The 25371-nt window shown below is 61.2% G+C and carries 26 protein-coding genes; 11 read left to right on the forward strand and 15 right to left on the reverse strand.

The window, feature by feature from the left end; genetic code table 11:
* Positions 1 to 122: 122 nt before the first annotated feature.
* A complete protein-coding gene (locus tag ACSQ2Z_RS00815; RefSeq protein WP_436079462.1) occupies positions 123 to 473 on the forward strand; it encodes a MarR family transcriptional regulator in 351 nt (116 codons plus the stop codon).
* Between the two features lie 6 nt (positions 474 to 479).
* Entirely contained in the window at positions 480 to 1334 is an 855-nt protein-coding gene (locus ACSQ2Z_RS00820) for an NlpC/P60 family protein (protein ID WP_436079463.1), read from the forward strand.
* Here the strand turns inward: ACSQ2Z_RS00820 and ACSQ2Z_RS00825 are convergent, their stop codons facing one another.
* The 5 genes from ACSQ2Z_RS00825 to ACSQ2Z_RS00845 all read right to left on the reverse strand — a co-directional run bounded on the left by ACSQ2Z_RS00825 (position 1335) and on the right by ACSQ2Z_RS00845 (position 8204).
* On the reverse strand, positions 1335 to 2294 hold the full coding sequence (locus ACSQ2Z_RS00825) for a 2-hydroxyacid dehydrogenase (RefSeq protein ID WP_436079464.1): 960 nt from the start codon (positions 2292 to 2294) through the stop codon (positions 1335 to 1337).
* Positions 2295 to 2305: 11 nt separating this feature from the next.
* Positions 2306 to 3934, reverse strand: coding sequence for an ABC transporter ATP-binding protein (locus ACSQ2Z_RS00830; protein ID WP_436079465.1), 1629 nt, complete (start codon positions 3932 to 3934; stop codon positions 2306 to 2308).
* Between the two features lie 8 nt (positions 3935 to 3942).
* A complete protein-coding gene (locus ACSQ2Z_RS00835) occupies positions 3943 to 5085 on the reverse strand; it encodes an ABC transporter permease (protein ID WP_436079466.1) in 1143 nt (380 codons plus the stop codon).
* The gene (locus tag ACSQ2Z_RS00840; RefSeq protein ID WP_436079467.1) at positions 5085 to 6176 is read right to left on the reverse strand and encodes a microcin C ABC transporter permease YejB; all 1092 of its coding nucleotides are present in this window, start codon (positions 6174 to 6176) and stop codon (positions 5085 to 5087) included. The genes ACSQ2Z_RS00835 and ACSQ2Z_RS00840 overlap by 1 nt, the downstream gene beginning before the upstream one ends.
* 180 nt (positions 6177 to 6356) lie before the next feature.
* Positions 6357 to 8204, reverse strand: a complete 1848-nt coding sequence (locus ACSQ2Z_RS00845) for an extracellular solute-binding protein (RefSeq protein ID WP_436079468.1) — start codon at positions 8202 to 8204, stop codon at positions 6357 to 6359.
* A 227-nt stretch (positions 8205 to 8431) separates the two neighbouring features.
* Here ACSQ2Z_RS00845 and mepA point away from each other — a divergent pair, with 227 nt between their 5' ends.
* From mepA to ACSQ2Z_RS00875, 6 genes are all read left to right on the forward strand, one after another.
* Positions 8432 to 9508: a penicillin-insensitive murein endopeptidase gene (mepA, locus tag ACSQ2Z_RS00850; protein ID WP_436079469.1), complete on the forward strand. Its 1077-nt coding sequence runs from the start codon at positions 8432 to 8434 to the stop codon at positions 9506 to 9508.
* Positions 9509 to 9617: 109 nt separating this feature from the next.
* Positions 9618 to 9998: a methylglyoxal synthase gene (locus ACSQ2Z_RS00855; RefSeq protein WP_436079470.1), complete on the forward strand. Its 381-nt coding sequence runs from the start codon at positions 9618 to 9620 to the stop codon at positions 9996 to 9998.
* A 43-nt stretch (positions 9999 to 10041) separates the two neighbouring features.
* A complete protein-coding gene (locus ACSQ2Z_RS00860) occupies positions 10042 to 11067 on the forward strand; it encodes a glucokinase (protein ID WP_436079471.1) in 1026 nt (341 codons plus the stop codon).
* A gap of 100 nt (positions 11068 to 11167) precedes the next feature.
* Complete coding sequence (locus tag ACSQ2Z_RS00865) at positions 11168 to 12991, forward strand: ABC transporter ATP-binding protein (protein WP_436079472.1); 1824 nt, start codon at positions 11168 to 11170, stop codon at positions 12989 to 12991.
* Entirely contained in the window at positions 12988 to 13806 is an 819-nt protein-coding gene (gene dapB, locus ACSQ2Z_RS00870; RefSeq protein WP_436079473.1) for a 4-hydroxy-tetrahydrodipicolinate reductase, read from the forward strand. Before ACSQ2Z_RS00865 ends, dapB begins: the two co-directional genes overlap by 4 nt.
* Before the next feature lie 28 nt (positions 13807 to 13834).
* Positions 13835 to 14470 carry a 2,3-bisphosphoglycerate-dependent phosphoglycerate mutase gene (locus ACSQ2Z_RS00875; protein WP_436079474.1) on the forward strand — a complete coding sequence of 212 codons (636 nt, stop codon included), beginning with the start codon at positions 13835 to 13837 and terminating at the stop codon, positions 14468 to 14470.
* 55 nt (positions 14471 to 14525) lie between these two features.
* Here ACSQ2Z_RS00875 and ACSQ2Z_RS00880 read toward each other — a convergent pair whose 3' ends face one another.
* Together ACSQ2Z_RS00880 and ACSQ2Z_RS00885 are read right to left on the reverse strand one after the other, a co-directional pair.
* A complete protein-coding gene (locus tag ACSQ2Z_RS00880; RefSeq protein ID WP_436079475.1) occupies positions 14526 to 15398 on the reverse strand; it encodes a methylated-DNA--[protein]-cysteine S-methyltransferase in 873 nt (290 codons plus the stop codon).
* Between the two features lie 176 nt (positions 15399 to 15574).
* Positions 15575 to 16072: a DUF2244 domain-containing protein gene (locus ACSQ2Z_RS00885; protein ID WP_436079476.1), complete on the reverse strand. Its 498-nt coding sequence runs from the start codon at positions 16070 to 16072 to the stop codon at positions 15575 to 15577.
* A gap of 22 nt (positions 16073 to 16094) precedes the next feature.
* On the opposite strand from ACSQ2Z_RS00885, the gene nth reads away from it, so the two are divergent.
* On the forward strand, positions 16095 to 16859 hold the full coding sequence (nth, locus tag ACSQ2Z_RS00890; protein WP_436079477.1) for an endonuclease III: 765 nt from the start codon (positions 16095 to 16097) through the stop codon (positions 16857 to 16859).
* Here the strand turns inward: nth and ACSQ2Z_RS00895 are convergent.
* On the reverse strand, positions 16852 to 17070 hold the full coding sequence (locus ACSQ2Z_RS00895; RefSeq protein WP_436079478.1) for a hypothetical protein: 219 nt from the start codon (positions 17068 to 17070) through the stop codon (positions 16852 to 16854). The two genes, nth and ACSQ2Z_RS00895, sit on opposite strands and share 8 nt — an antisense overlap.
* A gap of 192 nt (positions 17071 to 17262) precedes the next feature.
* Here ACSQ2Z_RS00895 and ACSQ2Z_RS00900 point away from each other — a divergent pair, with 192 nt between their 5' ends.
* Positions 17263 to 18255 carry an adenosine kinase gene (locus ACSQ2Z_RS00900; protein WP_436079479.1) on the forward strand — a complete coding sequence of 331 codons (993 nt, stop codon included), beginning with the start codon at positions 17263 to 17265 and terminating at the stop codon, positions 18253 to 18255.
* Positions 18256 to 18276: 21 nt separating this feature from the next.
* Here ACSQ2Z_RS00900 and ACSQ2Z_RS00905 read toward each other — a convergent pair whose 3' ends face one another.
* Positions 18277 to 18816: an SH3 domain-containing protein gene (locus tag ACSQ2Z_RS00905; protein WP_436079480.1), complete on the reverse strand. Its 540-nt coding sequence runs from the start codon at positions 18814 to 18816 to the stop codon at positions 18277 to 18279.
* Positions 18817 to 19013: 197 nt separating this feature from the next.
* Between ACSQ2Z_RS00905 and ACSQ2Z_RS00910 the strand changes: the two genes are divergently transcribed.
* Entirely contained in the window at positions 19014 to 20018 is a 1005-nt protein-coding gene (locus ACSQ2Z_RS00910) for a 2-hydroxyacid dehydrogenase (RefSeq protein ID WP_436079481.1), read from the forward strand.
* Here ACSQ2Z_RS00910 and ACSQ2Z_RS00915 read toward each other — a convergent pair whose 3' ends face one another.
* The 6 genes from ACSQ2Z_RS00915 to dnaJ form a co-directional block, all read right to left on the reverse strand.
* The gene (locus tag ACSQ2Z_RS00915) at positions 20019 to 20489 is read right to left on the reverse strand and encodes a GNAT family N-acetyltransferase (protein WP_436079482.1); all 471 of its coding nucleotides are present in this window, start codon (positions 20487 to 20489) and stop codon (positions 20019 to 20021) included. It lies immediately after the preceding gene.
* Positions 20486 to 21247, reverse strand: a complete 762-nt coding sequence (locus ACSQ2Z_RS00920) for a molybdopterin-synthase adenylyltransferase MoeB (protein ID WP_436079483.1) — start codon at positions 21245 to 21247, stop codon at positions 20486 to 20488. Before ACSQ2Z_RS00920 ends, ACSQ2Z_RS00915 begins: the two co-directional genes overlap by 4 nt.
* 12 nt (positions 21248 to 21259) lie before the next feature.
* Complete coding sequence (gene recF / locus ACSQ2Z_RS00925) at positions 21260 to 22384, reverse strand: DNA replication/repair protein RecF (RefSeq protein ID WP_436079484.1); 1125 nt, start codon at positions 22382 to 22384, stop codon at positions 21260 to 21262.
* A 206-nt stretch (positions 22385 to 22590) separates the two neighbouring features.
* A complete protein-coding gene (locus tag ACSQ2Z_RS00930; RefSeq protein ID WP_436079485.1) occupies positions 22591 to 23031 on the reverse strand; it encodes a nuclear transport factor 2 family protein in 441 nt (146 codons plus the stop codon).
* A gap of 155 nt (positions 23032 to 23186) precedes the next feature.
* Positions 23187 to 23912, reverse strand: a complete 726-nt coding sequence (locus tag ACSQ2Z_RS00935) for a glutathione S-transferase (RefSeq protein ID WP_436079486.1) — start codon at positions 23910 to 23912, stop codon at positions 23187 to 23189.
* 112 nt (positions 23913 to 24024) lie between these two features.
* Complete coding sequence (gene dnaJ, locus ACSQ2Z_RS00940; protein ID WP_436079487.1) at positions 24025 to 25161, reverse strand: molecular chaperone DnaJ; 1137 nt, start codon at positions 25159 to 25161, stop codon at positions 24025 to 24027.
* Between the last annotated feature and the right edge of the window lie 210 nt (positions 25162 to 25371).

The following is a 25371-nucleotide window of genomic DNA, read 5'->3' on the forward strand; positions in this document are numbered from 1 at the left end:
CGAAGATCGAAAAGGCGATCGCGCGGATTTGACAACGGCCAAGCCTTTGTCCCGCCCAAAAAGAAACGCTTCCGTAACGATCCCGCCTGTACATTTGGCCACTCGAAACCAAGGGGCACCGGATGCCGGTCGAACTCTCAGCCTCCCAGGCGCTGAACCTCTGGCACGCCGTGTCGCTCGAGCAGGTGCGGATAGACGATCGCGACCTGACGCTGCGGCAGATGGCCATCCTCCTGCATATCTACCTCGTACCGCCGCCGCACACCGTGCGCGGGCTGGCTGCTATTCTCGGTGTGACGAAGCCGGTCATCACCCGTGCCCTCGACACGATGGGCGACCTCGGCCTCGTCGCCCGCACGCGAGACGAGCGCGACAAGCGCAATGTGATCATCAAACGTACGGTCGAGGGCGCGCTTTATCTTGAAAAACTTGGCGACCTGATCATTGATCAGGGACGCAAATTGTCTATCTGAGGACCCATGTCTGATCTTCCCGACCGCCGGCTGAACGCCTATCGCCCGGACCTTGCCGAAGAGCGCCTGCGCGGCGTCGTCGAGGCGGCCAACTATGTCGGCGGCTCACCGGGCGAGGTCTGCATTCCCGTCGTGCAGGTACGGGCGCGGCCTGACCCTGAGTGCGGCGTGGACACCGAGCTGTTGCTGGGGGAGACGGTGCGCGTCCTCGATGCCGCCGGAGGATGGGCGTGGGTCAAGGCGGATTTCGACGACTATGTCGGTTACGTGCCGGCCGATGCCGTTTCATCCGTGCTGCGCCGCCTGACGCATATCGTCACCGCGCCACGCACCTTCGTCTATTCTGGCCCGGACCTGAAATTCACGACGGTTCAGGCGCTGTCGATGGGCAGCCGCATTGCCGTCGTCGGCGAAGAGGAAACACGCGGCACCCGCTATTTCCTGCTGGAAGGCGGCCAGGCCGTTATCGCCAATCACTGCGCGGAGGTGGGAAAGCCATTATCTGGAGACTACGTCTCGGTGGCGGCACGGTTCCTTGAAACGCCCTATCTCTGGGGCGGACGCTCCGGTTTCGGCATCGACTGCTCAGGCCTTATCCAGCTGTCGATGATGATGACCGGCAAGAGCGCGCCGCGCGATACCGACATGCAGGCCAAGGGACTTGGCACCGAAATCACCCGCGACGAACTGAGCCGCGGCGATCTCGTCTTCTGGAAGGGGCACGTGGCCATTATGGAAGATGAAAAGACGCTGCTGCATGCCAATGGCCACACGATGAACGTCGCCCTGGAGGGGCTGAACGACGCGATCACGCGGATTGGCTGGCTCTACGACCAGCCGACGGGGTATCGCCGACCCTGATCAATAGCCGGCGTTTCGATCCACCAGATGTTCCAGCGGCAGGCCGCTTTCAAAGCGGTTGATCTGCTGTTCGACATGCGCAAAGAGCGCCTTGACGTCCGAGGAGGCTGCGACGTGCGGGGTGATGTAGACGTTGTCCATATCCCACAAGGGGCTGTCCTTGGCCAGCGGCTCCTGTTCGAACACGTCGAGCGAGGCGCCGCCGAGCAGGCCCGATCTCAGCGCCGCCAGAATGTCGGTCTCGACCTGGCTGCCGCCGCGGCCGCCATTGATGAAGATCGGCGCGCCGAAGGGGCCACCGCGACTGAGCTTCGTGAAGATCGAGGTATTGAAGATGCCACGGGTTTCGTCGGTCAACGGCAGCAGACCGACGAGGAAATCGGTTCCAGCGAGAAACGCGTCCACTTTATCGCCCGCGAAGGTCGCGACGCCATCGATCTCCTTCTTCGAACGGGACCAGCCGATGGTCCTGAAACCCAAGACGCGGAGCTTGGCGATGGCATCCTGCCCCAACACGCCGAGCCCCATGACGCCGACGGTGACATCGGCGGCTTCGGGCTGGCTCAGATCTTCCCAGACGTGCGCCCTGGCGCGCGCTTCATAGGCGCGGTGCTGACGCAGATGCAGAAGACAGTTCATGACGACCCACTCGCTCATGCGTGTGGTCAGGCTGCGATCGACGAAGCGGACCAGGGGCACATCCGGCAGGCCGGAAAGCGTCAACACATGATCGACGCCGGCGCCGCCGGAAAAGACGACCTTCAGATCCGGCGCGCGCGAAAACAGGTCCGGATCGGATTTCCAGACGACCGCATAGTCGATGCCGGAGAGATCACGATCCTTATGGGCAGGGTCTGCGAGATTGATGACTTCGCGGCCGCCAAAGGCGCCTTTCAGGCCGTTTTCCACTTCCTGCGGAATAAACTTCAGATCGACGATGACGGGACTTTTCGAAGGCATGAAACGGAACTCTATTGATTGATGGCGGGCACGTTGACCGCTTCCATGTTGAAGGCAGCGGCCATCAGCGCCTTGGTATAGTCTGCCTGCGGCGCCGTGAAGATGCGTTCCGATGGTCCCTGCTCCACCACCTTGCCGAGCCGCATGACGATCATGTCGTTGGCGAGCGCTCGGACGACTTTCAGGTCGTGGCTGATGAAGAGGTAAGCGAGCGAATGCTTCGCCTGCAGATCGCGCAAGAGATCGACCACCTGCGCCTGCACGCTCATGTCGAGCGCCGAGGTCGGTTCATCGAGCATGACGAACTGGGGCTTGAGAACCATGGCGCGGGCAATGGCGACGCGCTGCCGCTGGCCGCCTGAGAACTCGTGCGGGTATCTCCAGCGGGTCGCCGCATCGAGGCCCACCTCCTCGAGCGCCGCTGCGACGCGGGCATCGCGTTCCTTTTCGGACAGCGAAGGCTCGTGCACCTTCAGCCCCTCGCCGACAATGTCGCTGATGGCCATGCGGGGGCTGAGCGAACCGTAGGGATCCTGGAAGACGATCTGCATGCGGCGGCGCAAGGGGCGCATCTGCTTGAACGAATAGCCGGCTATTTCATTGCCGATGAAGCTGATGCGTCCCTTCGAGGAGATCAGGCGCGTCAGGGCAAGGCCGAGCGTCGTCTTGCCGGAACCGGATTCACCGACGACACCGAGCGTCTGGCCGGCACGCAGCGTCAGATCGATGCCGTCGACCGCCTTCACATGATCTACGATGCGGCGCAGGAAACCGGCCTTGATCGGGAACCAGACCTTCATGTCCTGCGCCTCGATCACCACCGGCTTCGAGGTATCGGATACCGGCGGTACGCCCTTTGGTTCCGAGGCCAGAAGATGGCGGGTATAGGCGTGCTGCGGATTGGCGAAAATTTCCGCCGTCGGACCCGTTTCGACGATCTTGCCCTTGGTCATGACACAGACCCGGTCGGCGATCTTGCGGACGATTCCGAGATCATGGGTGATGAACAGCATCGACATGCCATGCTCATCCTTGAGCTTTTTCAGAAGCTCGAGGATCTGCGCCTGGACGGTTACGTCGAGCGCGGTTGTCGGCTCGTCGGCGATCAGCAGTTCCGGCCGGTTGGCGAGCGCCATGGCGATCATCACACGCTGGCGCTGGCCGCCGGAGAGCTCATGCGGATAGGCAGCGAGACGTTTTTCCGGCTCGCGGATGCCGACCTGATTGAGCAGTTCCAAAACGCGTTTACGCGCCGCTGGTCCGGTGATCCCCTGGTGCAGGTCGAGGATTTCGGCAATCTGCCGCTCGATCGAGTGCAGCGGGTTGAGCGATGTCATCGGCTCCTGGAAGATCATGGTGATGTCGTTGCCGCGCACATGGCGCAGTTCGGCCTCCGAGGCCTTCATCAGATCCTTGCCGTTGAAGAGGATTTCCCCGCCCGGATGACTTGCCGCCGGGTAGGGGAGCAGTTTCAGGATCGAATTGGCCGAGACCGATTTTCCCGAGCCGGACTCGCCGACCAACGCAACGACCTCGCCACGCTTGATGTCGAAGGATATGCGGTCCACGGCCACCGACGTCTTGCCGCCCTGGTGGAAGGCAACGGAGAGATCACGCACGGAAAGGAGTGTATCTGTCATCGCGATGCTCATCTGAACGTCTTCCTTGGGTCGAAGGCGTCGCGGGCCGCTTCGCCGATGAAAATCAGCAGCGACAGCATGACGGACATGACCACGAAGGCGGTGAGGCCGAGCCAGGGGGCCTGCAGGTTGGATTTGCCCTGCGAAATCAGCTCACCGAGCGAAGCCGAGCCCGGTGGCATGCCGAAACCGAGGAAGTCGAGCGAAGTGAGCGTGGTGATCGAGCCGGAGAGGATGAAGGGTAGGAAGGTGAGCGTCGCCACCATGGCATTGGGAAGCAAGTGGCGGAACATGATCGTCCGGTTGTTGACGCCGAGCGCCCGAGCGGCGCGGACATATTCGAAATTGCGGGCTCTCAGAAACTCCGCCCGCACGATGCCGACGAAACCGACCCAGGAGAAGAGCAACATGATGCCGAGCAGCACAAAGAAGCCGGGCGGCAGGATCGCGGCGATGATCAGGAGAATATAGAGCACCGGCATCGATGACCAGATCTCGATGAAGCGCTGCAACAGCAGGTCCGTCCAGCCGCCGAAATAGCCCTGCACGGCACCGGCGGAAACGCCGACAATGGCGGATGCGATGGTCAAGGCGAGACCGAAGAGAACGGAAATACGAAAGCCGTAGATCATCCGCGCGGCGACATCGCGGGCCTGATCGTCAGTGCCGAGCCAGTTGAGGTTGCCGAGCGTGCAGCCGGGATCGTTGTCGCCCTGCGGATAGCCAGAGCAGCGTTCCGCCTTGTCCATCAGCCAGAAGGGCGCCGTTGGAGCAGAGTGCGGGATGTTGGAATTGGCAGTCTGGTAAGAATAGCGGATCGGCGGCCAGATCATCCAGCCATTGGCGTTGATCTCGTCGCGGATATAGTCGGAGCGGTAATCCGTTTCGGCCAGAAAACCGCCAAACTTCTCTTCCGGATAGTTGACCAGTACCGGAACCAGGATTTCGCCCTTGTAGGAGGCGAGGACCGGTTTGTCGTTGGCGATGAATTCGGCGCACAGACTGAGACCGAACAGCACCATGAATATCCAGAATGACCAGTAGCCGCGCCGGTTGGCCCTGAAATTCTCCCGGCGGCGCTGGTTGATGGGTGACAGCCGCCCAGGCGCGCCGCTGACGAGGGCAGGATTGCTGGAGATGACATCTGGCATCAGACATCCCTCCGCTCGAAATCGATGCGTGGATCGACCCAGGTATAGATCAGGTCGGACAGCAGGCCGACAAGCAGGCCCATCAGCGAGAAGATATAGAGCGTCGCAAAGACGATCGGGTAGTCGCGCTTGACGACGGATTCATAACCAAGCCGGCCGAGCCCATCGAGCGAGAAAATGTACTCCGTCAAAAGCGATCCCGTAAAGAACGCCGTGATGAAGGCGCCCGGAAAGCCGGCGATGACGATCAGCATGGCGTTGCGGAAAACGTGGCCGTAGAGAACCTGCCGCTCGTTCAGGCCCTTGGCGCGGGCCGTGGTGACATACTGCTTCTTGATCTCGTCGATGAAGGAATTCTTCGTCAGAAGCGTAGTGGTTGCAAAGGCCGACATCAGCAGCGTGATCAAGGGCAGGGTCATATGCCAGAAATAATCGAGGATCTTCTGCCACCAGTTCAACTGGGCGAAATTATCCGAGACGATGCCGCGCAACGGGAACCAGTCGAAGAACGAGCCGCCGGCAAAGAGCACGATCAGCAGGATACCGAACAGGAAGCCCGGTACCGCATAGCCGATGATGATGATGCCGGACGTCCAGACATCGAAGGTCGAACCGTCCGAGATGGCCTTCTTGATGCCGAGCGGAATAGAGATCGTGTAGGAAACCAGAAGTATCCAGAGGCCGAGCGAGATCGACACCGGCATCTTGTCGAGGATCAGGTCGATCACCGAAGTGTTGCGGAAGAAGCTCTCGCCGAAATCGAAGCGGATATAGTTCCACATCATCAGGCCGAAACGTTCGACCGGCGGCTTGTCGAAACCGAACTGCTTTTCGAGCTTTGCAATGAATTCCGGATCGAGCCCCTGGGCGCCGCGGTATTTTCCTGAAAATTCGTCGCCACCAGATTGCATACCGAGGTCGCCCCCGCCGCCGGAAAGCCGATCGCCGCCCTGGTTCTGGCCCGTAAGGTCGGAGATCACCTGTTCGACGGGACCGCCGGGGGCGAACTGGACCACAGCGAAGGAGATGGCCATGATGCCGACGATCGTCGGGATCATCAGAAGCAGGCGCCGCAGAATATAGGCACCCATCAGCGAACCTCCTGCCTGCTGCTTGCCCCGGCAGTCAGAGCCAATCCGTCATCGGCAACCCTTCTGTCATCAATCAATCTGCTGGTCTCCTTCAAGGCGCCGCTGCCGCGACCGGCTTCGGCGCCCAACCTGATTCGCATAAGTGCATTTGGAGTACACGACGCGCCGTGTGCAAGGCTTTCATTGCGCGCCGGCTGACTTCGACCACCAGATTTCCGGGAAACCGACGGCGTATTTCGGCAGTTCGGCTGGATGCTCGAGATTGGCCGAATAGGCGAGCCGCGAATAGCGCGCGGTATAGCTGGGGATGACATAGTGGTGGGCGAGCAGGACACGATCGAGGGCCTTGGTCGTGGCAATCAGCTCGTCTCTGTCCTTGGCGAAAATAATTCGGCGAACAAGCGCATCGATGCCTGGATCGCTGATACCGGCATAGTTCCGCGAGCCCTCCCGTTTGGCAGATTCCGAGCCCCAATATTCCGCCTGTTCGTTGCCGGGGTTCAGGGACTGGCCCCATCCGAGATAAATCATGTCGAAATCGCGCGAGCGCCAGCGGTTGGTATATTGCGACGCATCTACAGTACGCACGCTGACTTGAACGCCGATCTTCTTGAGATTCTGGGCGAAAGGCAGCGCCACGATCTCGATGGTCGGGCCATCAAGCAGGATTTCAAAACTGAAGGGTTCGCCGGTCTTTGAATTGACCATCCGGTTACCCTTGAGTTCGTAGCCGGCTTCCTTGAACAGGGCGATCGCCTGGCGAAGGTTATCCCGCTGCTTTTTCTGGTCGCCGCCGACCGGATTCTTGTACTCCTTGGTGAAGACTTCGGGCGGGACCTGGTTCCTCATCTCATTCAGGATTTCCAGTTCACGACCCTGCGGCAAGCCGCTCGAAGCGAGTTCCGATCCGAAAAAGTAGCTGTTTATGCGGTCGTACTGATTGTAAAAGATCGTCCGCTTCAGTTCCTCGAAATCGAAGGCGTAGTTAAGCGCCTCGCGCACACGCTGATCCTGAAACTTCTCACGGCGCAGATTGGGGATGAAACCGACCAGAACGCCGCTGTTGCGATAATCATTGTCCACGATTTCGCGTTTGATGCGGCCATCCTTGGCGGCGGGGAAATCATAGGCTGTCGCCCAGCGCTTGGCGGAGTTTTCCGCCCAGAAGTCGGCATTGCCGGAACGGAACGCTTCGAAGGCGACATCGAGGTCGGCATAATAGGCGTAGGTGTAGGAAGCGAAATTGTTCTGGCCGATATTCACGTTGAGGTTCTTGCCCCAATAGTCGTCGCGCAGCTCGTAGCGGATGGTTGCGCCCGGCTTCATTGCCGCGATCTTGTAGGGGCCGGAGCCCATCGGGATTTCGAGCGTGGTTTTGGAGATGTCGCGCTGAACGCCCTTGGCGTCCTTTCCTTCCCACCAATGCTTCGGAACGATCATCAGTTCGCCGACGATTTTCGGCAGTTCTCGATTGTTCTTCTCGTCGAAGGAGAACGTGACTTCGCGATCGCCGGTTTTTTCGGCCTTGGTCACGTGCTTGTAGTAAAATTCCTTCTGGGGATCGAGTTCTTTGGTTTTCTCGAAACTGAAGACGACATCCTCCGGCGTCACCGGCCGACCATCTGCCCATTTGGCCTCTGCCCGCAGCCGGAACTTCACAAAACCGAAGTCGTCCGGATAGGCGATGGCCTCCGCCAGAAGACCATAATCCGAGGCGATCTCGTCCATGGAGGGCGTCATCAGCCTGTCGTAAACAAGATTGCCTGCCGGCGGCGATGCCATTCCCGCAGCGATGTCGCCCTTGGCAAGCAACGAATTCAGGGTATCAAACGTGCCTGAAGCCGTCAGGTTCACATTACCACCCTTCGGCGCATCCGGATTGACGTAGTCGAAACGAGCAAAACCGTCCTTGTATTTCAGCACGCCCACCGTCGCGGTGCCGCCATGCCATTCCGGCTCCTGAGCGGCTGCCGGCGCGGTCAGCGACAGAAAGACTGCCATCAGAGTCAGTGCGGTTTTGAAGTTCATGCCAATTCGCTGCATCCAGCTTTCCCTTTTTTCCTTGCTTGAAAGACAGAATAGGCAAAATCCGGGCAATTGACATAAGCCGCCTCAAATCAGGCATTTTTTTTGGGTCAGCATCGCAACCTCCGCAAGGCTGACACAAATGCACCGTGTTACACCAAGCGAGGACAATCGCGGCTGGAGCGGCGCTCCGACATGCGGCACTATGACGATCGGGGAATCAGCGGGGAATGACAGTGATAAAGGCAGGACTCTTTCGGCATCTGGGATCGTTGGCGCAGGCGGCGCTGATCGGCTCGAGCCTGGTCACCGGTAATGCGGCATGGGCCGATGACACGCCTGCCAAGCAGTTGTTCGGCAAGGTCCAATTGCCGAGCAACTCCGCGCCGAGCCCTGTCGGATTTTATGCCAAAGGCTGCATGGCCGGAGCCGTCGCGATCCCGACGGACGGGCCGACATGGCAGGCGATGCGGCTGTCGCGAAACCGCCGCTGGGGCAATCCGGCGATGATCGCGCTTCTTGAGCGGTTCTCGAAAGACGCTACCCGGCTCGGGTGGGGCTCCGGTATCCTGGTCGGCGACATTTCCCAGCCGCGGGGCGGACCGATGCTCTCCGGACACTCCTCCCACCAGATCGGGCTCGATGCGGATATCTGGTTCACGCCGATGCCGGAGCAGCGCCTCTCCGCGCAAGCGCGCGAGGACCTGCCGTTCACGTCGATGCTCGACGAGAGCAAATTCCTGACCGTTAATTCCAAACGCTGGTCGCCGACCCATGCGAAGGTGGTCATGCAAGCCGCCAGCTATCCGCAGGTGGAGCGGATTTTCGTCAATCCGGCGATCAAGAAAAAGCTGTGCGACACGTGGACCGGCGACCGCGCCCTGCTCGGCAAGGTCCGCCCGATCTATGGCCATGACGCACATTTTCACATTCGCATGCACTGCCCGCCCGGCGCTTCCGGATGCAAGGCGCAGGCGCCTGTGGCGAGCGGCGACGGCTGCGACAAGTCGCTGGCCTGGTGGTTCACAAACGAGCCTTGGGCCAAGCCGAAAAAGAGGCCGGGCGAAAAGCCGGTGAAGCCGAGATTCGCGACGCTTTCCGACCTGCCGAAAGCCTGCGCCGCCGTGCTCGCTGCTCCGGCGGCCTCCGAACAGTCAGCGACCTTCGGCACCGCCTATGTCGCGCCGCAGCCACAGCTAATGCAGCCGTCCGGCGATGCGGCAATCCAGCAGGTGATCAATGCCGGGGCCGATGATCTGCCGGAGCGCGCGATTCCGGTTCCTCTTTCTCGTCCCTCGCTGCAATAGGCATTTGGCACGCCCTTTAAGCACTTTTCATCCACGGAACTGTGCTGTACAGGAGTTCAAATCGATTTAAATCGAGACCGTCATGGTCGGTTGACGCCGGGGATCGGGGATGACCAGTCAAAAATGCGTGGCGCTGATTGCGCATGACCAGAAGAAAGACGACATCGCCGCCTTTGCCAAGGCGAACGAGGCCGTGCTTGCACGCTGGAAGATCGTTGCCACCGGCACGACCGGCGGCCGGGTGCAGGAGGCCTGTCCGAGCCTCAATGTCATCCGCATGAAGAGCGGCCCGCTCGGCGGCGACCAGCAGATCGGCGCGATGATCGCCACTGGCGACGTGCACATGCTGATCTTCTTCACCGACCCGCTCACCGCCATGCCCCATGACGTCGACGTCAAGGCGCTGATGCGCCTTGCCACCGTCTACGACATTCCGATGGCGCTGAACCGGGCAACGGCAGAACGGTTGATCGACTTCCATCATCCCTGATACAGCTTTCTTTCGAGCCCGCACGATCATAACGGAACGTCCCATGCCCACGCTCACAGACACCGAAAGCAGCCTCACCTTTCCGATCCTGATCGGCGATATCGGCGGAACCAATGCGCGCTTTGCGCTGCTTGTCGACGCGCTGGCCGAACCAAAGATATTCCCGATCATCCCGACGACGAGTTATGCCAGCATCGAGGAAGCGCTGCAGACCAGCATCCTCGACAAGACCTCGGTGCAACCGCGCTCGGCGATCATCGCAGTCGCTGGCCCGGTCAAAGGCGACGAAATCCCGCTCACTAATGCCGGCTGGGTGATCAAACCGAAAGACATGCTAACCGCGCTTTCGCTCGAGGACGTGATCATCATCAACGATTTCGAGGCCCAGGCACTGGCGATCGCCTCGATCGGCGAGGAAGGCCGCGAACAGATCGGTCCCGGCAGCATTCTCGAAGCCGCCTCCTGTGCGGTGCTCGGCCCAGGCACGGGTCTTGGCGTGGCCGGCCTCGTTCATGCGCAGCACAGCTGGATTCCGGTTCCCGGTGAAGGCGGTCACGTCGATGTTGGACCGCGCACCGAGCGCGACTATCAGATCTGGCCCTTCCTCGAACCGATCGAGGGCCGCATTTCGGCCGAGCAGCTCCTTTGCGGCCGCGGCATCATGAACATCTACCGTGCGGTGTGCGAATCAAAAGCCTGGTATCCGGAACTGCCCGACCCGGCTGCCGTGACGACCAGTGCACTCTCCGAGCGTGATGAAGCCGCGGTCGAAACCATCTCGCTGTTTTCCACCTATCTCGGCCGAGTCGCCGGTGACATGGCGATGATCTTCATGGCACGCGGCGGCGTTTTCCTCGCCGGCGGCATTTCCCAGAAAATCCTGCCTGCCTTGAGAAAACCTGAGTTCCGCGCGGCCTTCGAAGACAAGGCGCCGCACTCGGCGCTTCTCAAAACCATCCCGACTTTCGTCGTCACCCACCCGACAGCTGCGCTTTCCGGCCTTGCCGCCTATTCGCGCACCCCGTCGCGCTTTGGTGTGGCAACTGAGGGACGGCGCTGGAGAACTTGAAGGGCAAGCCAGCGTCAAGACTCGCCAAAGAGGGATCAAGGGACTATAGAGCCGCTGAAATAAGGCGCCTGCAAGCGCGTCGGGCTTTAAGGAAACCAGCTTGAAACAAGCCAAGACAAAGCTGCCACCCGTTGACCGCGAGACCATTGCCAGCGTCCTGAAGCGGGTCATTGCCGAAAACGGACGCGCGCATATGCGCGGCTATATCTTCGCCATCGCCTGCCTTGGGCTTGTCGCCGGCACGACCGCGTTCACCGCCTGGATCATGGAATCGGTGGTCAACGAGGCCTTCGCCAACAAGCGGGCCGATATCGTTCTCTACATCTGCGGCGCGATCTTCATTGCCTTCGTCGTGCGCGGCTTTGCCACCTACGGCCAGGCCGTGGCGCTCTCCAAGATCGGCAACAGCATCGTCGCCAGCTACCAGCGCAGGCTCTATTCGCACCTGATGGCACTGAGCGTCGGCTATTTCAGCGAAACCCGCTCCGCCCGCATCTCCGCACAGATCAGCCAGAACGTCTCCGGCATCCGCGATGTCCTCAACATGACGGTCACCTCGCTTGCCCGCGATTTCCTGACGCTCATTGCGCTGATCGGCGTCATGATCAGCAAGGACTGGCTGCTGACGCTGATCGTCTTTGTCATCGCGCCGCCATTGCTGATCGGCCTTCGCTACGTCTCGCGGCGACTGAAGCAGGCGACCCGTGAATCCGTCGAGATCAACAGCCACGTGCTCGGGGCGATGCAGGAAACCATTCAGGGTATCACCATCGTCAAGGCCTTCACGATGGAGAAGCAACTGACGACCAAGGTCGAGACGATCATCGACCGGGCCGAAAACCGCGCCAACCGCATCGCCCGCTTAAGCGAGCGGACCGCCCCGATGACGGAAACCTTTGCCGGGTTCGCCATTTCCAGCGTGCTTGCCTATGCTGCGTTTCGGTCGATCTACAACGGCATCCAGCCGGGGGCCTTTTTCGCTTTCGTCACCGCACTCCTTATGGCCTATGACCCGGCCCGCCGCCTTGCCAGGCTGCAAGTCTCGCTCGAACGCGCCGTCGTCAATGCACGGATGATCTACGAAATCCTCGATACCGTGCCCCATCAGCGCGATCTTCCGGGTGCCGGCAATATTGCGCTGCAGCAGGCAACGATCGAATTCAGGAACGTCCGTTTTGGATATAACCAAGGCGACGACATCCTGAAGGGCGTCAGCTTTGTTGCGGAAGGCGGCAAGACCACTGCGCTTGTCGGCCCTTCCGGCGCGGGCAAGTCGACCGTGATCAGCCTCATTCCCCGCTTTTACGACCCTTCCGGCGGCGAGATCCTGATCGACGGGCAGGACATTGCCCACGTCACCAAACAATCGCTGCGCAACGGGCTCGCCTATGTTTCGCAACAGCCTTATCTCTTCGAAGGCTCGATCCGCGACAATATCCGCTACGGCCGCCCGGAAGCGACAGACGCGGAAATCGAGGAAGCAGCGAAGCTCGCCTATGCGCATGATTTCATCTGCGCCCAGCCACAGGGCTACGATACGCCGGTCGGCGAAAATGGCGTGACGCTCTCCGGCGGCCAGCGCCAGCGGCTATCGATCGCCCGTGCGCTGGTACGCCGGGCGCCGATCCTTCTGCTCGACGAGGCGACCTCGGCGCTCGACACTGAATCGGAAGCCGCCGTGCAGAAGGCGCTCGATCATGCCATGAGCGGCCGCACCGTCGTCGTCATCGCCCACCGGCTCTCGACGGTCGTCAACGCCGACAAGATCATCGTCATGAAGGATGGATTGGTGGTCGAAGAAGGCACCCACGAGGCGCTTGCGAAGCGCACGGACGGCCTTTACGCTCGATTGCACAATCTGCAGGGCAACGCCCAGCCGACCGCGGAAGCCGAAGTTAGTGGACAGGAAATGAGGCAGGCATGAGCAGGACGGACATGAAACTCGTGGTGGTGGGGGCCGCCGGCCGAATGGGCCAGACGCTGATCCGCACCATCAAGGCGATGCCCGGTGTCCAGCTTTTTGCCGCGGTGGGGCGTCCCGGCTCGCCTTTCATCGGCCGCGATGCCGGCGAAGTTGCCGGACTTGGCCCGATCGGCGTGACCATTACCGACAGGCCGCTTGAGGCCTTTGTCGAAGCCGAGGGCGTGCTCGACTTCACTACGCCAGCAATGTCCGTCGAATTTGCCGATCTCGCGGCTCAGGCCCGCATCGTCCACGTCATCGGTACCACCGGCTGCTCGACTAATGACGAAGCCAGGTTCAAGGCGGCGGCGCGGCATGCGCGGATCGTCAAATCCGGCAATATGAGCCTCGGCGTCAACCTCCTCGACGTTCTCACCGAACAGGCTGCGCGGGCGCTCGGGCCGGCGGACTGGGACATCGAAATTCTTGAAATGCACCACAAGCACAAGGTCGATGCGCCGTCCGGCACGGCTCTTCTACTCGGCGAAGCGGCGGCGAACGGACGTGGCATCGACCTCGCCAGCCAATCGGTGCGGGTGCGCGACGGCCATACCGGCGCTCGCATCGCTGGCACGATCGGCTTTGCGACGCTGCGCGGCGGTTCGGTGATCGGCGAACACTCGGTCATTCTCGCCGGCGAAGGCGAACAGGTGACGCTCTCCCACAGCGCGACCGACCGGTCCATTTTTGCGCGCGGCGCGGTCACCGCGGCTCTTTGGGCACGCGACCAGAAGCCCGGCCTTTACTCCATGCTCGACGTGCTCGGGCTGTCCTGAACCTCAAAACTCCCGGAGAAACCATCATATGAGCGGCACCCTCGTCCTTGTGCGTCACGGCCAGAGCGACTGGAACCTGAAAAACCTGTTCACCGGCTGGAAAGACCCGGACCTCACGGCGCTCGGCGTCGAGGAAGCCAATGCGGGCGGCAAGGCGCTCGCCGAATACGGCATCAAGTTCGACATTGCCTTCACCTCCGTTCTTTCGCGCGCCCAGCGGACCTGCAAGATCATCCTCGACAATATCGGCCAGCCCAATCTCGAGACGATCTGCGACCAGGCGCTCAACGAACGCGACTACGGCGATCTCTCCGGTCTCAACAAGGACGACGCCCGCGCCAAATGGGGCGAGGAACAGGTGCATATCTGGCGCCGTTCCTATGACGTCCCGCCGCCCGGCGGCGAAAGCCTGCGCGACACCGGCGCCCGCGTCTGGCCCTATTACCTGACCGACATCCTGCCACGCGTGCTTAGGGGCGAGAAGGTACTGGTTGCGGCGCACGGCAATTCGCTGCGCTCGCTGGTGATGGTGCTCGATCGCCTGACCAAGGAGCAGATTCTCGCGCTCAACCTCGCGACCGGCGTACCGATGGTCTACAAGCTGAATGCTGACTCCACCGTCGCGTCGAAAGAAGTTCTCGGCGACATGTCCGGCGCGCACTGAGCATTCCGCGAAATGAATAGCGAGAGGGCCGCAGTTGCAGCGGCCCTTTTTCATTTCAAACCTTGCCCGCCTCCCAGCCGAGCATCGCCCGCTTGCGGGTGAGGCCCCAGTGGTAGCCGGTCAGGGCGCCGCTCTTGCCGAGCGCCCGGTGGCAGGGTACGACGAAAGAGATTGGATTGCGCCCGACCGCAGCGCCGACGGCGCGCGAAGCAGTTGGCTGGCCGATATTGCAGGCGATGTCCGAATAGGTCACCGCCTTGCCCATCGGGATTTTCAAAAGGGTCTCCCAGACGCGGATCTGGAAGTCGGACCCGATCAGCACGATGCGCAACGGCTCCTCCGGGCGCCACTCCCTGGAATCAAAGATGCGGGCCGCATAGGCGGCGGTCGCTGCGCTGTCTTCAACGTATTGCGCATTCGGCCAGCGATTTGCCATATCCTCGAAACTGGCTTTTTCACCACCCGCATCGCTGAAGGCAAGGCCCGCGAGGCCGCGATCGGTGACCATCACCAGCGCTACGCCGAAGGGACTGGGATGGAAGCCGTAGCGGATCGTCAGCCCGCCGCCGCGCAATTTCCATTCACCCGGCGACATGGCCTCATGGGTAACGAAGAGATCATGCAGGCGGCTGGGACCGGAGAGGCCGACCTCGAAGCTCGTTTCAAGCAGCGGCAGTTCCTCCTGCCGCAGCAGGCGCTTGGCGTGGTCGAGCGTCACTGCCTGCAGGAATGCCTTCGGCGACAGTCCGGCCCAGCGCGTGAACGTCTTCTGCAATTGCGTCGGCGGCTGGCCGATTTCACCGGCGATGACCTCCAGCGACGGCTGATCGCGATAGTTTTCAGTCAGCATCTCGACTACGCGGCTGACAATCTCGTAGTCGCTGCCATGCGGCGTGATGTCGGCGGGTATCGATGTCGTGACGTTCATGATCGTATCTCCTTGGGCTCAGAGATAATCATCGGAACCGGGTCTTCGCCACCCGATTCTTGCCCTAGCGCCGGATGATTTTAGGTCGAATCGACCTAAAATCATCCGGCGCTAGAATCAACGCAGTGGAGCATGATGTCGTCCGAAAAACCGCTTACACTTTTCGGCATCATGCCCTATCGGCGCTTCACGGTCGCCAGCGCGCAGGCAAAGGCGGTGGCGAAGGTTTCCCGATCGTCGCGGTTGAGGAAGGAGCCGACATCGGTCGCCCGGCGCCGGTCGCTGATCTGCATGGAGACGATGCCGATCTCCTCGTGGCGGGAAATGTTGAACCGCGCCCAGAAGGTATTGAACCGATGCTCGGTCATGCGGCCTGCCGGCGTGAACTTGCGCACGGACACGTCTGTGCGCGAAACGCTGACCTCCTCGCGGGCGCGAGCGGAGCGATAGTTCAGCCAGAAAGCGCCGAAGAGCAGCAGGAAATCCAGCCCGAAGAAGAAAACGATCGGCCAGGCGCCGATGACCGTGAAGACGAAAATGTGAACGAGACTCATGAGGCCGGCGATGAAAAGCAGGATCTTGAAGCCCTTCAGCCCCAGCGAACGGTGCGGGGTCAGCTCGGCGGCGAAAACCGGCTGCTCCTCGGTCGTTATCTCGGCGTTGCCATCGTTCATGACCAATGACTATAGATGCATCATGAAAAACGTGAAATCAAAATCAGCAACCGGCGGTGTGAAAGCGAGACCCGCGACGGTCAGCCGCGCCAAGAGCAGACCGAAGACCGCCTACAGCAAGGCGGAAATCGAGGAGATTTTCCGACGCTTCTCGATCCAGCGCCCCGAACCCAAGGGAGAGTTGGAGCACGTCAATCCGTTCACGCTCGTCGTCGCGGTGGCGCTCTCGGCACAGGCGACGGATGCGGGCGTCAACAAGGCGACGCGGGCGCTTTTCGCCGCAGCCGATACACCGGAAAAAATGGTGGCTCTCGGCGAGGGGAAGGTTCGCGAGTACATCAAGACGATCGGGCTCTACCGCAACAAGGCGAAGAATGTCATTGCGCTCAGCGAGAAGCTGATTTCCGATTTTGGCGGCGAGGTGCCGCGCACGCGCGAAGAGTTGATCACCCTGCCCGGCGTTGGCCGCAAGACCGCCAACGTAGTTCTTTCGATGGCCTTCGGGCATTCGACGATGGCGGTCGACACGCACATCTTCCGCATCGCCAACCGGATTGGCCTGGCGCCAGGAAAAACCCCGGACGAGGTCGAGGAGCAGCTGATGCGGATCGTGCCGGATCACTACCTCTACCATGCCCATCACTGGCTGATCCTGCACGGACGCTACTGCTGCAAGGCGCGCAAGCCCGAGTGCGACCGCTGCGTCATTGCCGATATCTGCAAGTCAGCGGAAAAGACCAACGAAATTCCCGCACCGCTGGTCGAACTGCCGGCGCAGGTCATTTGACCGAGATACCGTCGATCAGCGCGGCGATTGCCCTCTCATAGCCTTCTCGATTGCCTCCGGCCTCCATGGCAAGCGCGGCCCGATCGAAGGCGGCGGCGAGAAGATCTGTAAAAGCATTGAGGAGGTCCCGAGTATTGCCGCTGGCGGCGAAGAGTTCTCTCAGGCCCGCCTTGAAGCTTGCTTCCGAATATTCGTCATCTACCTGCCGCATGGCGGTTGATCCAAGAACGGCGGGGCGCTTGCCTCATCGTCACGCATTTCGAGCGTCCGATACCGGAAATATCGCTTCCCATCTCGATCAAAATCCGGGCTCAAGCGCTCTTCTTCTCTTTGTCCCTTCCAAACCGCGGAAAATCCGCTATTACCGGACACCGGCTGACACAAACATTCCAGGCGGTTCCGAATGACGAAATTCGACGTGCTCACGATCGGCAATGCGATTGTGGATATCATCGCCCGCTGCGACGATGCATTTCTTGTCCACAACGGCATTATCAAGAGCGCGATGAACCTGATCGATGCGGAACGGGCAGAACTGCTCTATTCGCGCATGGGGCCGGCCCTTGAAGCCTCCGGCGGCAGCGCCGGCAATACGGCGGCGGGTGTCGCCAGCCTTGGCGGCAAGGCCGCCTATTTCGGCAAGGTGGCCAACGACCAACTGGGCGAGATCTTTACCCACGACATCCGCGCACAGGGCGTGCATTTCGAAACGAAGCCGCTCGATACGCATCCGCCGACCGCGCGTTCGATGATCTTCGTGACCGAAGACGGCGAGCGCTCGATGAACACCTATCTCGGCGCCTGCGTCGAACTCGGACCGAGCGATGTCGAGCCCACCGTGGTTGCGAACGCGGCTGTCACCTATTTCGAGGGTTATCTCTGGGACCCGCCACTTGCCAAGGACGCGATCCGCGACTGCGCCCGCATCGCCCATGAAAACGGCCGGGAAGTCGCCATGACCCTGTCCGATAGTTTCTGCGTTCATCGCTACAGGGCCGAATTCCTCGACCTGATGCGCTCTGGCACCGTCGACATCGTCTTTGCCAACCGCGCCGAGGCCTTGGCGCTCTACGAGACGGACGATTTCGCGCACGCGTTGTCCATGATTGCCAAGGACTGCAAGCTTGCCGCGGTGACACTCAGCGAAGAAGGCTCGATCATCATCAAGGGCGGCGAGTGGGTCAAGGTGGAGGCGACGACGATCAGCAATGTCGTGGATACAACCGGTGCCGGCGACCTCTACGCGGCCGGCTTCCTGCACGGCTATACGACCGGCAGGACGCTTGCTGATTGCGGCAAGCTTGGAAGCCTGGCTGCCGGCATCGTCATCGAGCAGATCGGCCCGCGCCCGATGATTTCTCTGGTGGCGGCGGCAAAAGAGGCCGGTCTTCTCTGACCAACCCGAATATCCGGCCGATTATTTGAAGGCCTCGCCCGGATAGGCGCCCCAGATTTCACCCTGGGAGATCCAGCCGTCGACTCCTTGCGCCTCGGCGCGACACCAGTCGCCGTTGCATTCGCCGACATGCACGACAACACCCGGCTCCATGCGCGCCACGATGGCGCTGTTGGATTGCGGGTCGTGCCGCATGTTGACGAAAATACCTTCGCCCTTGCCGCGCATCCAGGGCGCGGTGACTGCGGTTCGATCCCCCGAGAGCAGTGCCTGGTTGACCCAGCCCTCCGTTCCATCGGCATCGCGAATGCGCCGCCAGTTGTCATATTCCTGGATGATTTCCACCGGCACGCCGGCCTTCATGTAGCGCCAGGCAACTGCGTAGTCGACGCTCGGCCCGACGCGCAGGTTGACGCTCTTGGATTTCAGGCTGACGAAACGCGGTAGCGGCAAGCCGCTTGCGCCCTTCGCGGCCTGGGCGAAAGCCGGAGTTGCATCGATCGCCACCACTGACAGGAGGGCTGCGGCGGCGAAAGCGAGCCTGGAAAGGAACTGACGCATGACGAAATCCGTTTTCCAAAGAGATTCAGGAACTTGCAGCCAAATCTCTGACCGGTTCTGCCAAAGACAGGCAAATCGTTAGGGGACATCTAGAGTTTTGTTTGTCTTCCACACCGGGTCTGGTAGAAAATGAACTGCAGGGAGAACGATCACTTATCTTGGTTAAAAACCCGTCAACAAGGGCTCGGCAAACAGCGATGACAAACAAGAAAAAGCCGAAGGTCTACATCACCCGCAAACTGCCTGATGTCGTTGAAACGCGGATGCGCGAGCTGTTTGACGCCGAACTCAACATCGACGACGCGCCGCGTAGCCAGCCGGAACTCGTGGCGGCGGTGAAGCGTGCCGATGTGCTCGTCCCGACCCTCACCGACCGTATCGATGCGGCACTGATCGAACAGGCCGGGCCGCAGCTGAAACTGATCGCAAGTTTTTCGAATGGCTTCGATCACATCGACATCGACGCCGCCGCACGCCACGGCATCACTGTCACCAACACGCCGAACGTTTTGACGGAAGACACCGCCGACATGACCATGGCGCTGATCCTCGCCGTTCCGCGCCGCCTGATAGAGGGCGCCAATATCCTGACGGACCGCCGCGGCGAATGGGCGGGCTGGTCGCCGACCTGGATGCTCGGGCGGCGTATCTCCGGCAAGCGCATCGGCATCGTCGGCATGGGCCGCATCGGCACCGCCGTCGCCCGCCGCGCCAAGGCCTTCGGGCTTTCGATCCACTATCACAACCGCAAGCGCGTCAGCGCCGAGACCGAGGAAAAGCTGGAGGCGACATATTGGGACAGCCTCGACCAGATGCTCGCCCGCGTCGATATCGTCTCGGTCAATTGCCCCTCGACACCTGCGACCTTTCATCTCCTGTCGGCGCGCCGGCTCGCGCTGATGCAGCCGACGAGCTACATCGTCAACACCGCGCGCGGCAGCATCGTCGACGAAACGGCGCTGATCAAATGCCTGCGCGAAGGCAAGATCGCCGGTGCCGGCCTGGACGTGTTCGAGAACGAGCCAGCCGTGAACCCGAAGCTGGTGAAGCTTGCGACCGAAGGCAAGGTCGTGCTTTTGCCGCACATGAGCTCGGCAACGCTCGAGGGCCGCATCGACATGGGCGACAAGGTTGTGATCAACATCCGCACCTTCATCGACGGCCATCGCCCGCCGGACCGCGTTCTGCCGGGCAGGGTCTGACTACAACGGCTTGCGCATCTCGATGAAGGTGGCGCGTGCAAAGCCGGGGTGGGACGCTTCGGCGGTCCGGACAAAGCCCCACCGCGCAAACAGCCGGTGATTCTCTTCCAGCTCGATCCGCGTCTCCAGGCGGAGGCATGGCAGGCGACATTCTGCGGCATAGGCTTCCGCCGCCCGCAGCATCAATCGCCCGACGCCCCTGCCCTGTGCGTCCGGAGCGACGGCGAGTTTGCCGATATACAAGCAATCCGGCGGCTCCGGTTTACAAAAGATGCAGCCGGCCAGCCGATCGTTTTCGACGACGGCATAAGCTTTCTCGGTTTTAGCCTTTTGCTTCAGCGATTGCGGCGTCAGACGAAGGGCCGATGACGGCGGATCGATGTGCGGGTGCATAGAGGCGAAGGAGGCAAGGATGAGCGCCAGCAGCGCATCCCAGTCCTCGAACGCCCTATCGATCGACACGAGCTTCATCGGACCTTGCGGCCATATTTGATGATCTCAAACCGAGCCGTCAGCGCGTCATACATCAGCAAGCGGCCGATCAGCGGTTCGCCGGCGCCGGTGACGAGCTTGATGACTTCCATAGCCTGCAATGTACCAATGACACCCGTCAACGCGCCGACGATTCCGGCCTCCGCACAGCTGGGCACGATGCCCGGCGGCGGCGGCGCGGGGAAAAGGTCGCGGTAGGACGGGTTCTGGCGCCCATCGCTGGCACTTTTCCACGGCTGGAGGACGGTGAGCGAGCCGTCGAAGCGGCCGACGGCGCCGGTGACCAGCGTGATTTGCAGCCGCTCGGCCATATCGGCGGCAAGGTAGCGCGTATCAAAATTGTCGGAGCCGTCGACGACGATGTCGTAACCGGAAAGCAGCGTCTCCGCATTGGAAGCGTCCAACCGGGTTTCGTGCAGAACCACCGCGACATGCGGGTTGAGACCCGCGATGAATTCGGCCGCACTGTCAGCCTTTGACCTGCCTATGCCGGGCGTGGCGTGGATGACCTGGCGCTGCAGGTTGGACAGCGACACGGTATCGTCATCGACGATGCCGAGCGTGCCGATACCCGCGGCGGCAAGATATTGCAGCACGGGGGCACCGAGACCGCCGGCGCCGATGACAAGAACGCGCGCGGCCTTCAGCGCCTGCTGACCGGCCCCGCCGATCTCCGGCAGGATGATGTGACGCGCATAGCGTTGGATTTCTTCGGAATTGAGGGGCTCTTTACTCATGATGGCCGAATGTCACCCGGAAACGGCGCCATTGGCAACCGTAAGATAACGCGCGCGCGCGCCAAGCGCCGAAAACATCGACTGGTCCGTACCCGTCATGAAAGCCTGACCACCGAGATCATCGACGAGATCGAAGAGGGCAGCCCGCCGTCCTTCATCGAGATGCGCGGCGACCTCGTCGAGCAACAGCACGGGCGCATGGCCGGTCATGTTGGCGACAAGGCGTGCATGAGCAAGCACCAGACCGACGAGAAGCGCCTTCTGCTCGCCGGTCGAGCAGCGCTCGGCTTCCATGTTCTTGGCGCGATGGCGGATCAGAAGGTCGCTGCGATGGGGTCCCTCAAGCGTGCGGCCGGCGGCAGCGTCGCGATAACGGCCGCTCTTCATCATCTCCAGATACAGTTCCTCCAGATCGAAGGCCGGACGGTGCCATTCACCGTCGAGAAAACCGGAAAGCGCAAGGTCCGCAGCCGGGAAGACGCCGCCTTCGTTATTCTTGTCCACCAGGGCGGACAGAAGGCCCAGCATCTCCCGCCGCGCCAAGGCCATCGATATCCCAAGTTCGGCCATCTGGCGCTCCAGCCCCGTCAGCCAGACGGGATCCGCCCGCCCCTCGGACAGGAGCTTGTTGCGGCTGCGCATGGCGCGCTCATAGTCGCTGGCGCGGCGGCCATGGTCCGGATCGAGCGACAGGACCAATCGGTCGAGGAAGCGGCGGCGATCGCTGGAACCGCCGGTGAAAAGCCCGTCCATGGCGGGTGTCAGCCAGAGCACCCGCAGATGATCGAGGAGTTCGTCGACCGTCTTTGCCGTTGTCCCGTTGATGCGCAGGCGCCGCGCCTGCCCCTCCTCGGCTCCGGCCGTACCGGTGCCGATCTCGACGGGACCTTCCATGCCCTCCAGTTCCGCAAAGACGGAGAACCCGGTTTCCACGCCGACGCGGGTCACATCGGCATAAGCGGCTCGGCGCAGGCCGCGCCCGGGAGACAGGAAGGAAACGGCCTCCATCAGGTTGGTCTTGCCCGCGCCATTCTCGCCCGTCAGCACCACATGGCGCGCGTCGAGATTCAGCGACAGGCCCGCATAGTTGCGGAAATCGCTGAGCTTCAGGCGGCTGAGAAAGACCTTGTGCGGCATGGAAAATCCGGTTGCGTATCCGGTTGAGAGAGCTATGCCGAACCGCGCGGGATGGCAAGACGAAAGGGCGACGTGGACCAAGTCCGGAACACTGCGCCGCAGGCATGACCCCGCATGTTGCAAGCGGCATCAGGGACGCCATCACGCTCCGTCCCCAAGAGACTTCCTGGAAGGTGAATGACAAACCGCCGATACGGTCTGCGGGTTCAGGCGTGAATGTTTTCCGCTACAGCGGGCGCAACGAGGCCGGCAGTTTCAGCCACCAACAACGTATCGACGAACTCGGTCAGTTCGACGACCCGTCCGTCCCTGAACGTGAACTTATCCACGAACTCCGTGTCAAAACGGGTATCTGTCGGGATGAACAGGACCGTCCCTACGCGATGGACATATACCGTATCGCCCTCAATGCAAAGACCGGTATTCCCAACGCCGCTAAGATCCCAGCTCTCCATGAGCGCCATCAAGGTTGCACGCAGAGATACCGGATCATCCACCCTCTGCGTCATTGGACCCAAACGGTCAGTTCCCACGATGCGGAAACTACAGGCGGGATCGATCCAGTTCATCAAGGCGTCGATGTCATCGGCATCGCGAGCCCGATAGATTTCCTGAATTGTGCTTTCAAGTGTGGTTCGATCCGTCATCGACAAGCCCCCTTTTTTGCCCTGGGAGTTTGCGCCCATTTGGCCTGCACGGCAACCGGTGCGCACGAGGCTGACGTCACAGCTTGCGGCAAGAGCAACGGATAGCTGTGAGCGGCAAGCTGCAGCAAACTCGGCGACCGGCTGAGCGAGGCGGATCAGCCAGACGGTCGGTCAAGTTCAGGATAGTGACGGAAGATACCCTCCTCATTGAAGGCAAGCCGGCGTTTGGACGCAAGATAGGCCTTGATCCGGGGCAGTTCGCGAACCTGCGCGTTGAGCGCGACGAGAAGCGGACAGTCTGGTTCTGCCGCCTGCATCGCTTTCGGGAAGGCATAACGCAGCCCCTCCAAAAGATGAAACAGAGACAGGTCGACATAGGTCAGCGCATCGCCGACGGCGTGGATCTGCCCCCCGCCATTCCTGCTGAGCTGCTTTTCGAAGTAGCCGAGGAATTTCGGCAGGCGTTCGTCGAGGAAATTTTCGGCACGCCGGCGTGCTTCGTCCCTCTGCTCGTGGTAATAGAGCGACACGCCGATCGGGTGATGGACGTCGTGAATTTCGCCGACGAAATCGGTGATGGTCAGTTGCAGCCCGTTTGCCTCGAACCGGCCGGCTTCGTCCTTGGGCGCGAGCCCAAGCCTGCCGCCGAGATAGAGCAGGATATTGGCAACGTGAGAGACGACGATATCTCCGTCCCTCAGGAAGGGTGGCGCAAAGGGCGTGAATGTCCCGGTCCTGCCTTTCATCATCGCCATCATGCGCGCCATGCCGCCGTCCGTGCGGGCAACGTCGATGTAATCGGCACCGGCATGCTCAAGCGCCAGACGGACGAACTCACCGCGGCCGGGAATGCCATCCCAATAAAAGAGTTCATAGGCCATGGGGCAACCTTTCGCTTGTGAACGTTATGCCGGCACACCGGCGAATGGACAAAAAAGCCGGAGGCATCGCTGCCTCCGGCCGGGATATATTGCTGATTGTCGGCTTGGCCAGTCACTCGATGTCGAAGAAATCCTTCATGCGGGAGAAAAAGCCGGCGGACTCCGGATTGTTGTCCTTCGAAGACAGTTCTTCGAATTCCCGCAGCAATTCGCGCTGACGCTTGGTGAGCTTCTGCGGGGTTTCGATCTGGATCTGGATGTAGAGATCGCCGACCTGGCTGGAGCGCAGCACCGGCATGCCCTTGCCCTTCAGGCGAAACTGCTTTCCGGCCTGCGTGCCTTCCGGAACCGAGACCCGCGACTTGGTGCCGTCGAGCGTCGCCACATCGAACTTGCCGCCAAGCGCCGCCGTGGTCATCGAGATCGGCACGCTGCAATAAAGGTCCGCGCCGTCGCGCTGATAGAACTCATGCGGCTTGACCGACAGGAAGATATAGAGGTCGCCAGCGGGGCCGCCACGCAGGCCTGCCTCTCCTTCGCCCGAAAGGCGAATCCGCGTTCCATCCTCGATGCCGGCCGGAATATTGACCGACAGCGAGCGTTCCTCGGTCACGCGGCCCTGGCCATGGCATTTCCCGCACGGATCGGTGATGGTCTGGCCGCGGCCATGACAGGTGGGGCAAGTCCGCTCGATGGAAAAGAAGCCTTGGGCAGCGCGCACTCGGCCCGCGCCCTGGCAGGTTCCGCAGGTCTGCGGTTTTGTCCCCGGCTTGGCGCCCGAACCTGTGCAGACATCGCACGTGATCGATGTCGGTACGCGGATTTGCGCCGTCTTGCCGGAATAGGCCTCTTCCAGCGAGATTTCCATATTGTAGCGCAGATCGGCGCCACGTTCGCGTCCGCCCGAAGACCGCCGCTGGCGGCCGCCGCCCATCATCTCACCGAAAATGTCCTCGAAAATATCGGAGAAGCCGCCAGCACCCGCCGCGCCACCAAAACCGGCGCCGCCGCCGCCCATGCCGCCATTTTCGAAGGCTGCGTGGCCATAGCGATCATAGGCAGCCCGCTTTTGCGGGTCCTTGAGTGTTTCATATGCGTGGCTGATATCCTTGAAAGTTTTTTCCGCTTCCGCGTCGCCGGGATTTTTGTCCGGGTGATATTTCATCGCCAGTTTGCGGAAAGCGCTTTTGAGCTCTTTCTCGTCTGCTGATTTTCCAACGCCGAGCATTTCGTAAAGATCACGTTTCATACTTGCAGGTTGTCCTGTTGAATAGACATGCTGAAACCGGCCGCCCGATGGTCGCCTTGCAAAAGCATTTAGTAAACCTTCAAGCGCGATACCATAGGCAATACACGATCCTTGACGGTTTTTGTCGGAAAAGCACAAATTCAGGCCGATGCACCTGCGCGGTGCGCCGCGCCCAGCCGAAGAGCCGGTTACACATCATCCGCCAGGCTG

This window comes from Pararhizobium sp. LjRoot235, from assembly GCF_964254145.1.
Classification (GTDB): domain Bacteria; phylum Pseudomonadota; class Alphaproteobacteria; order Rhizobiales; family Rhizobiaceae; genus Pararhizobium.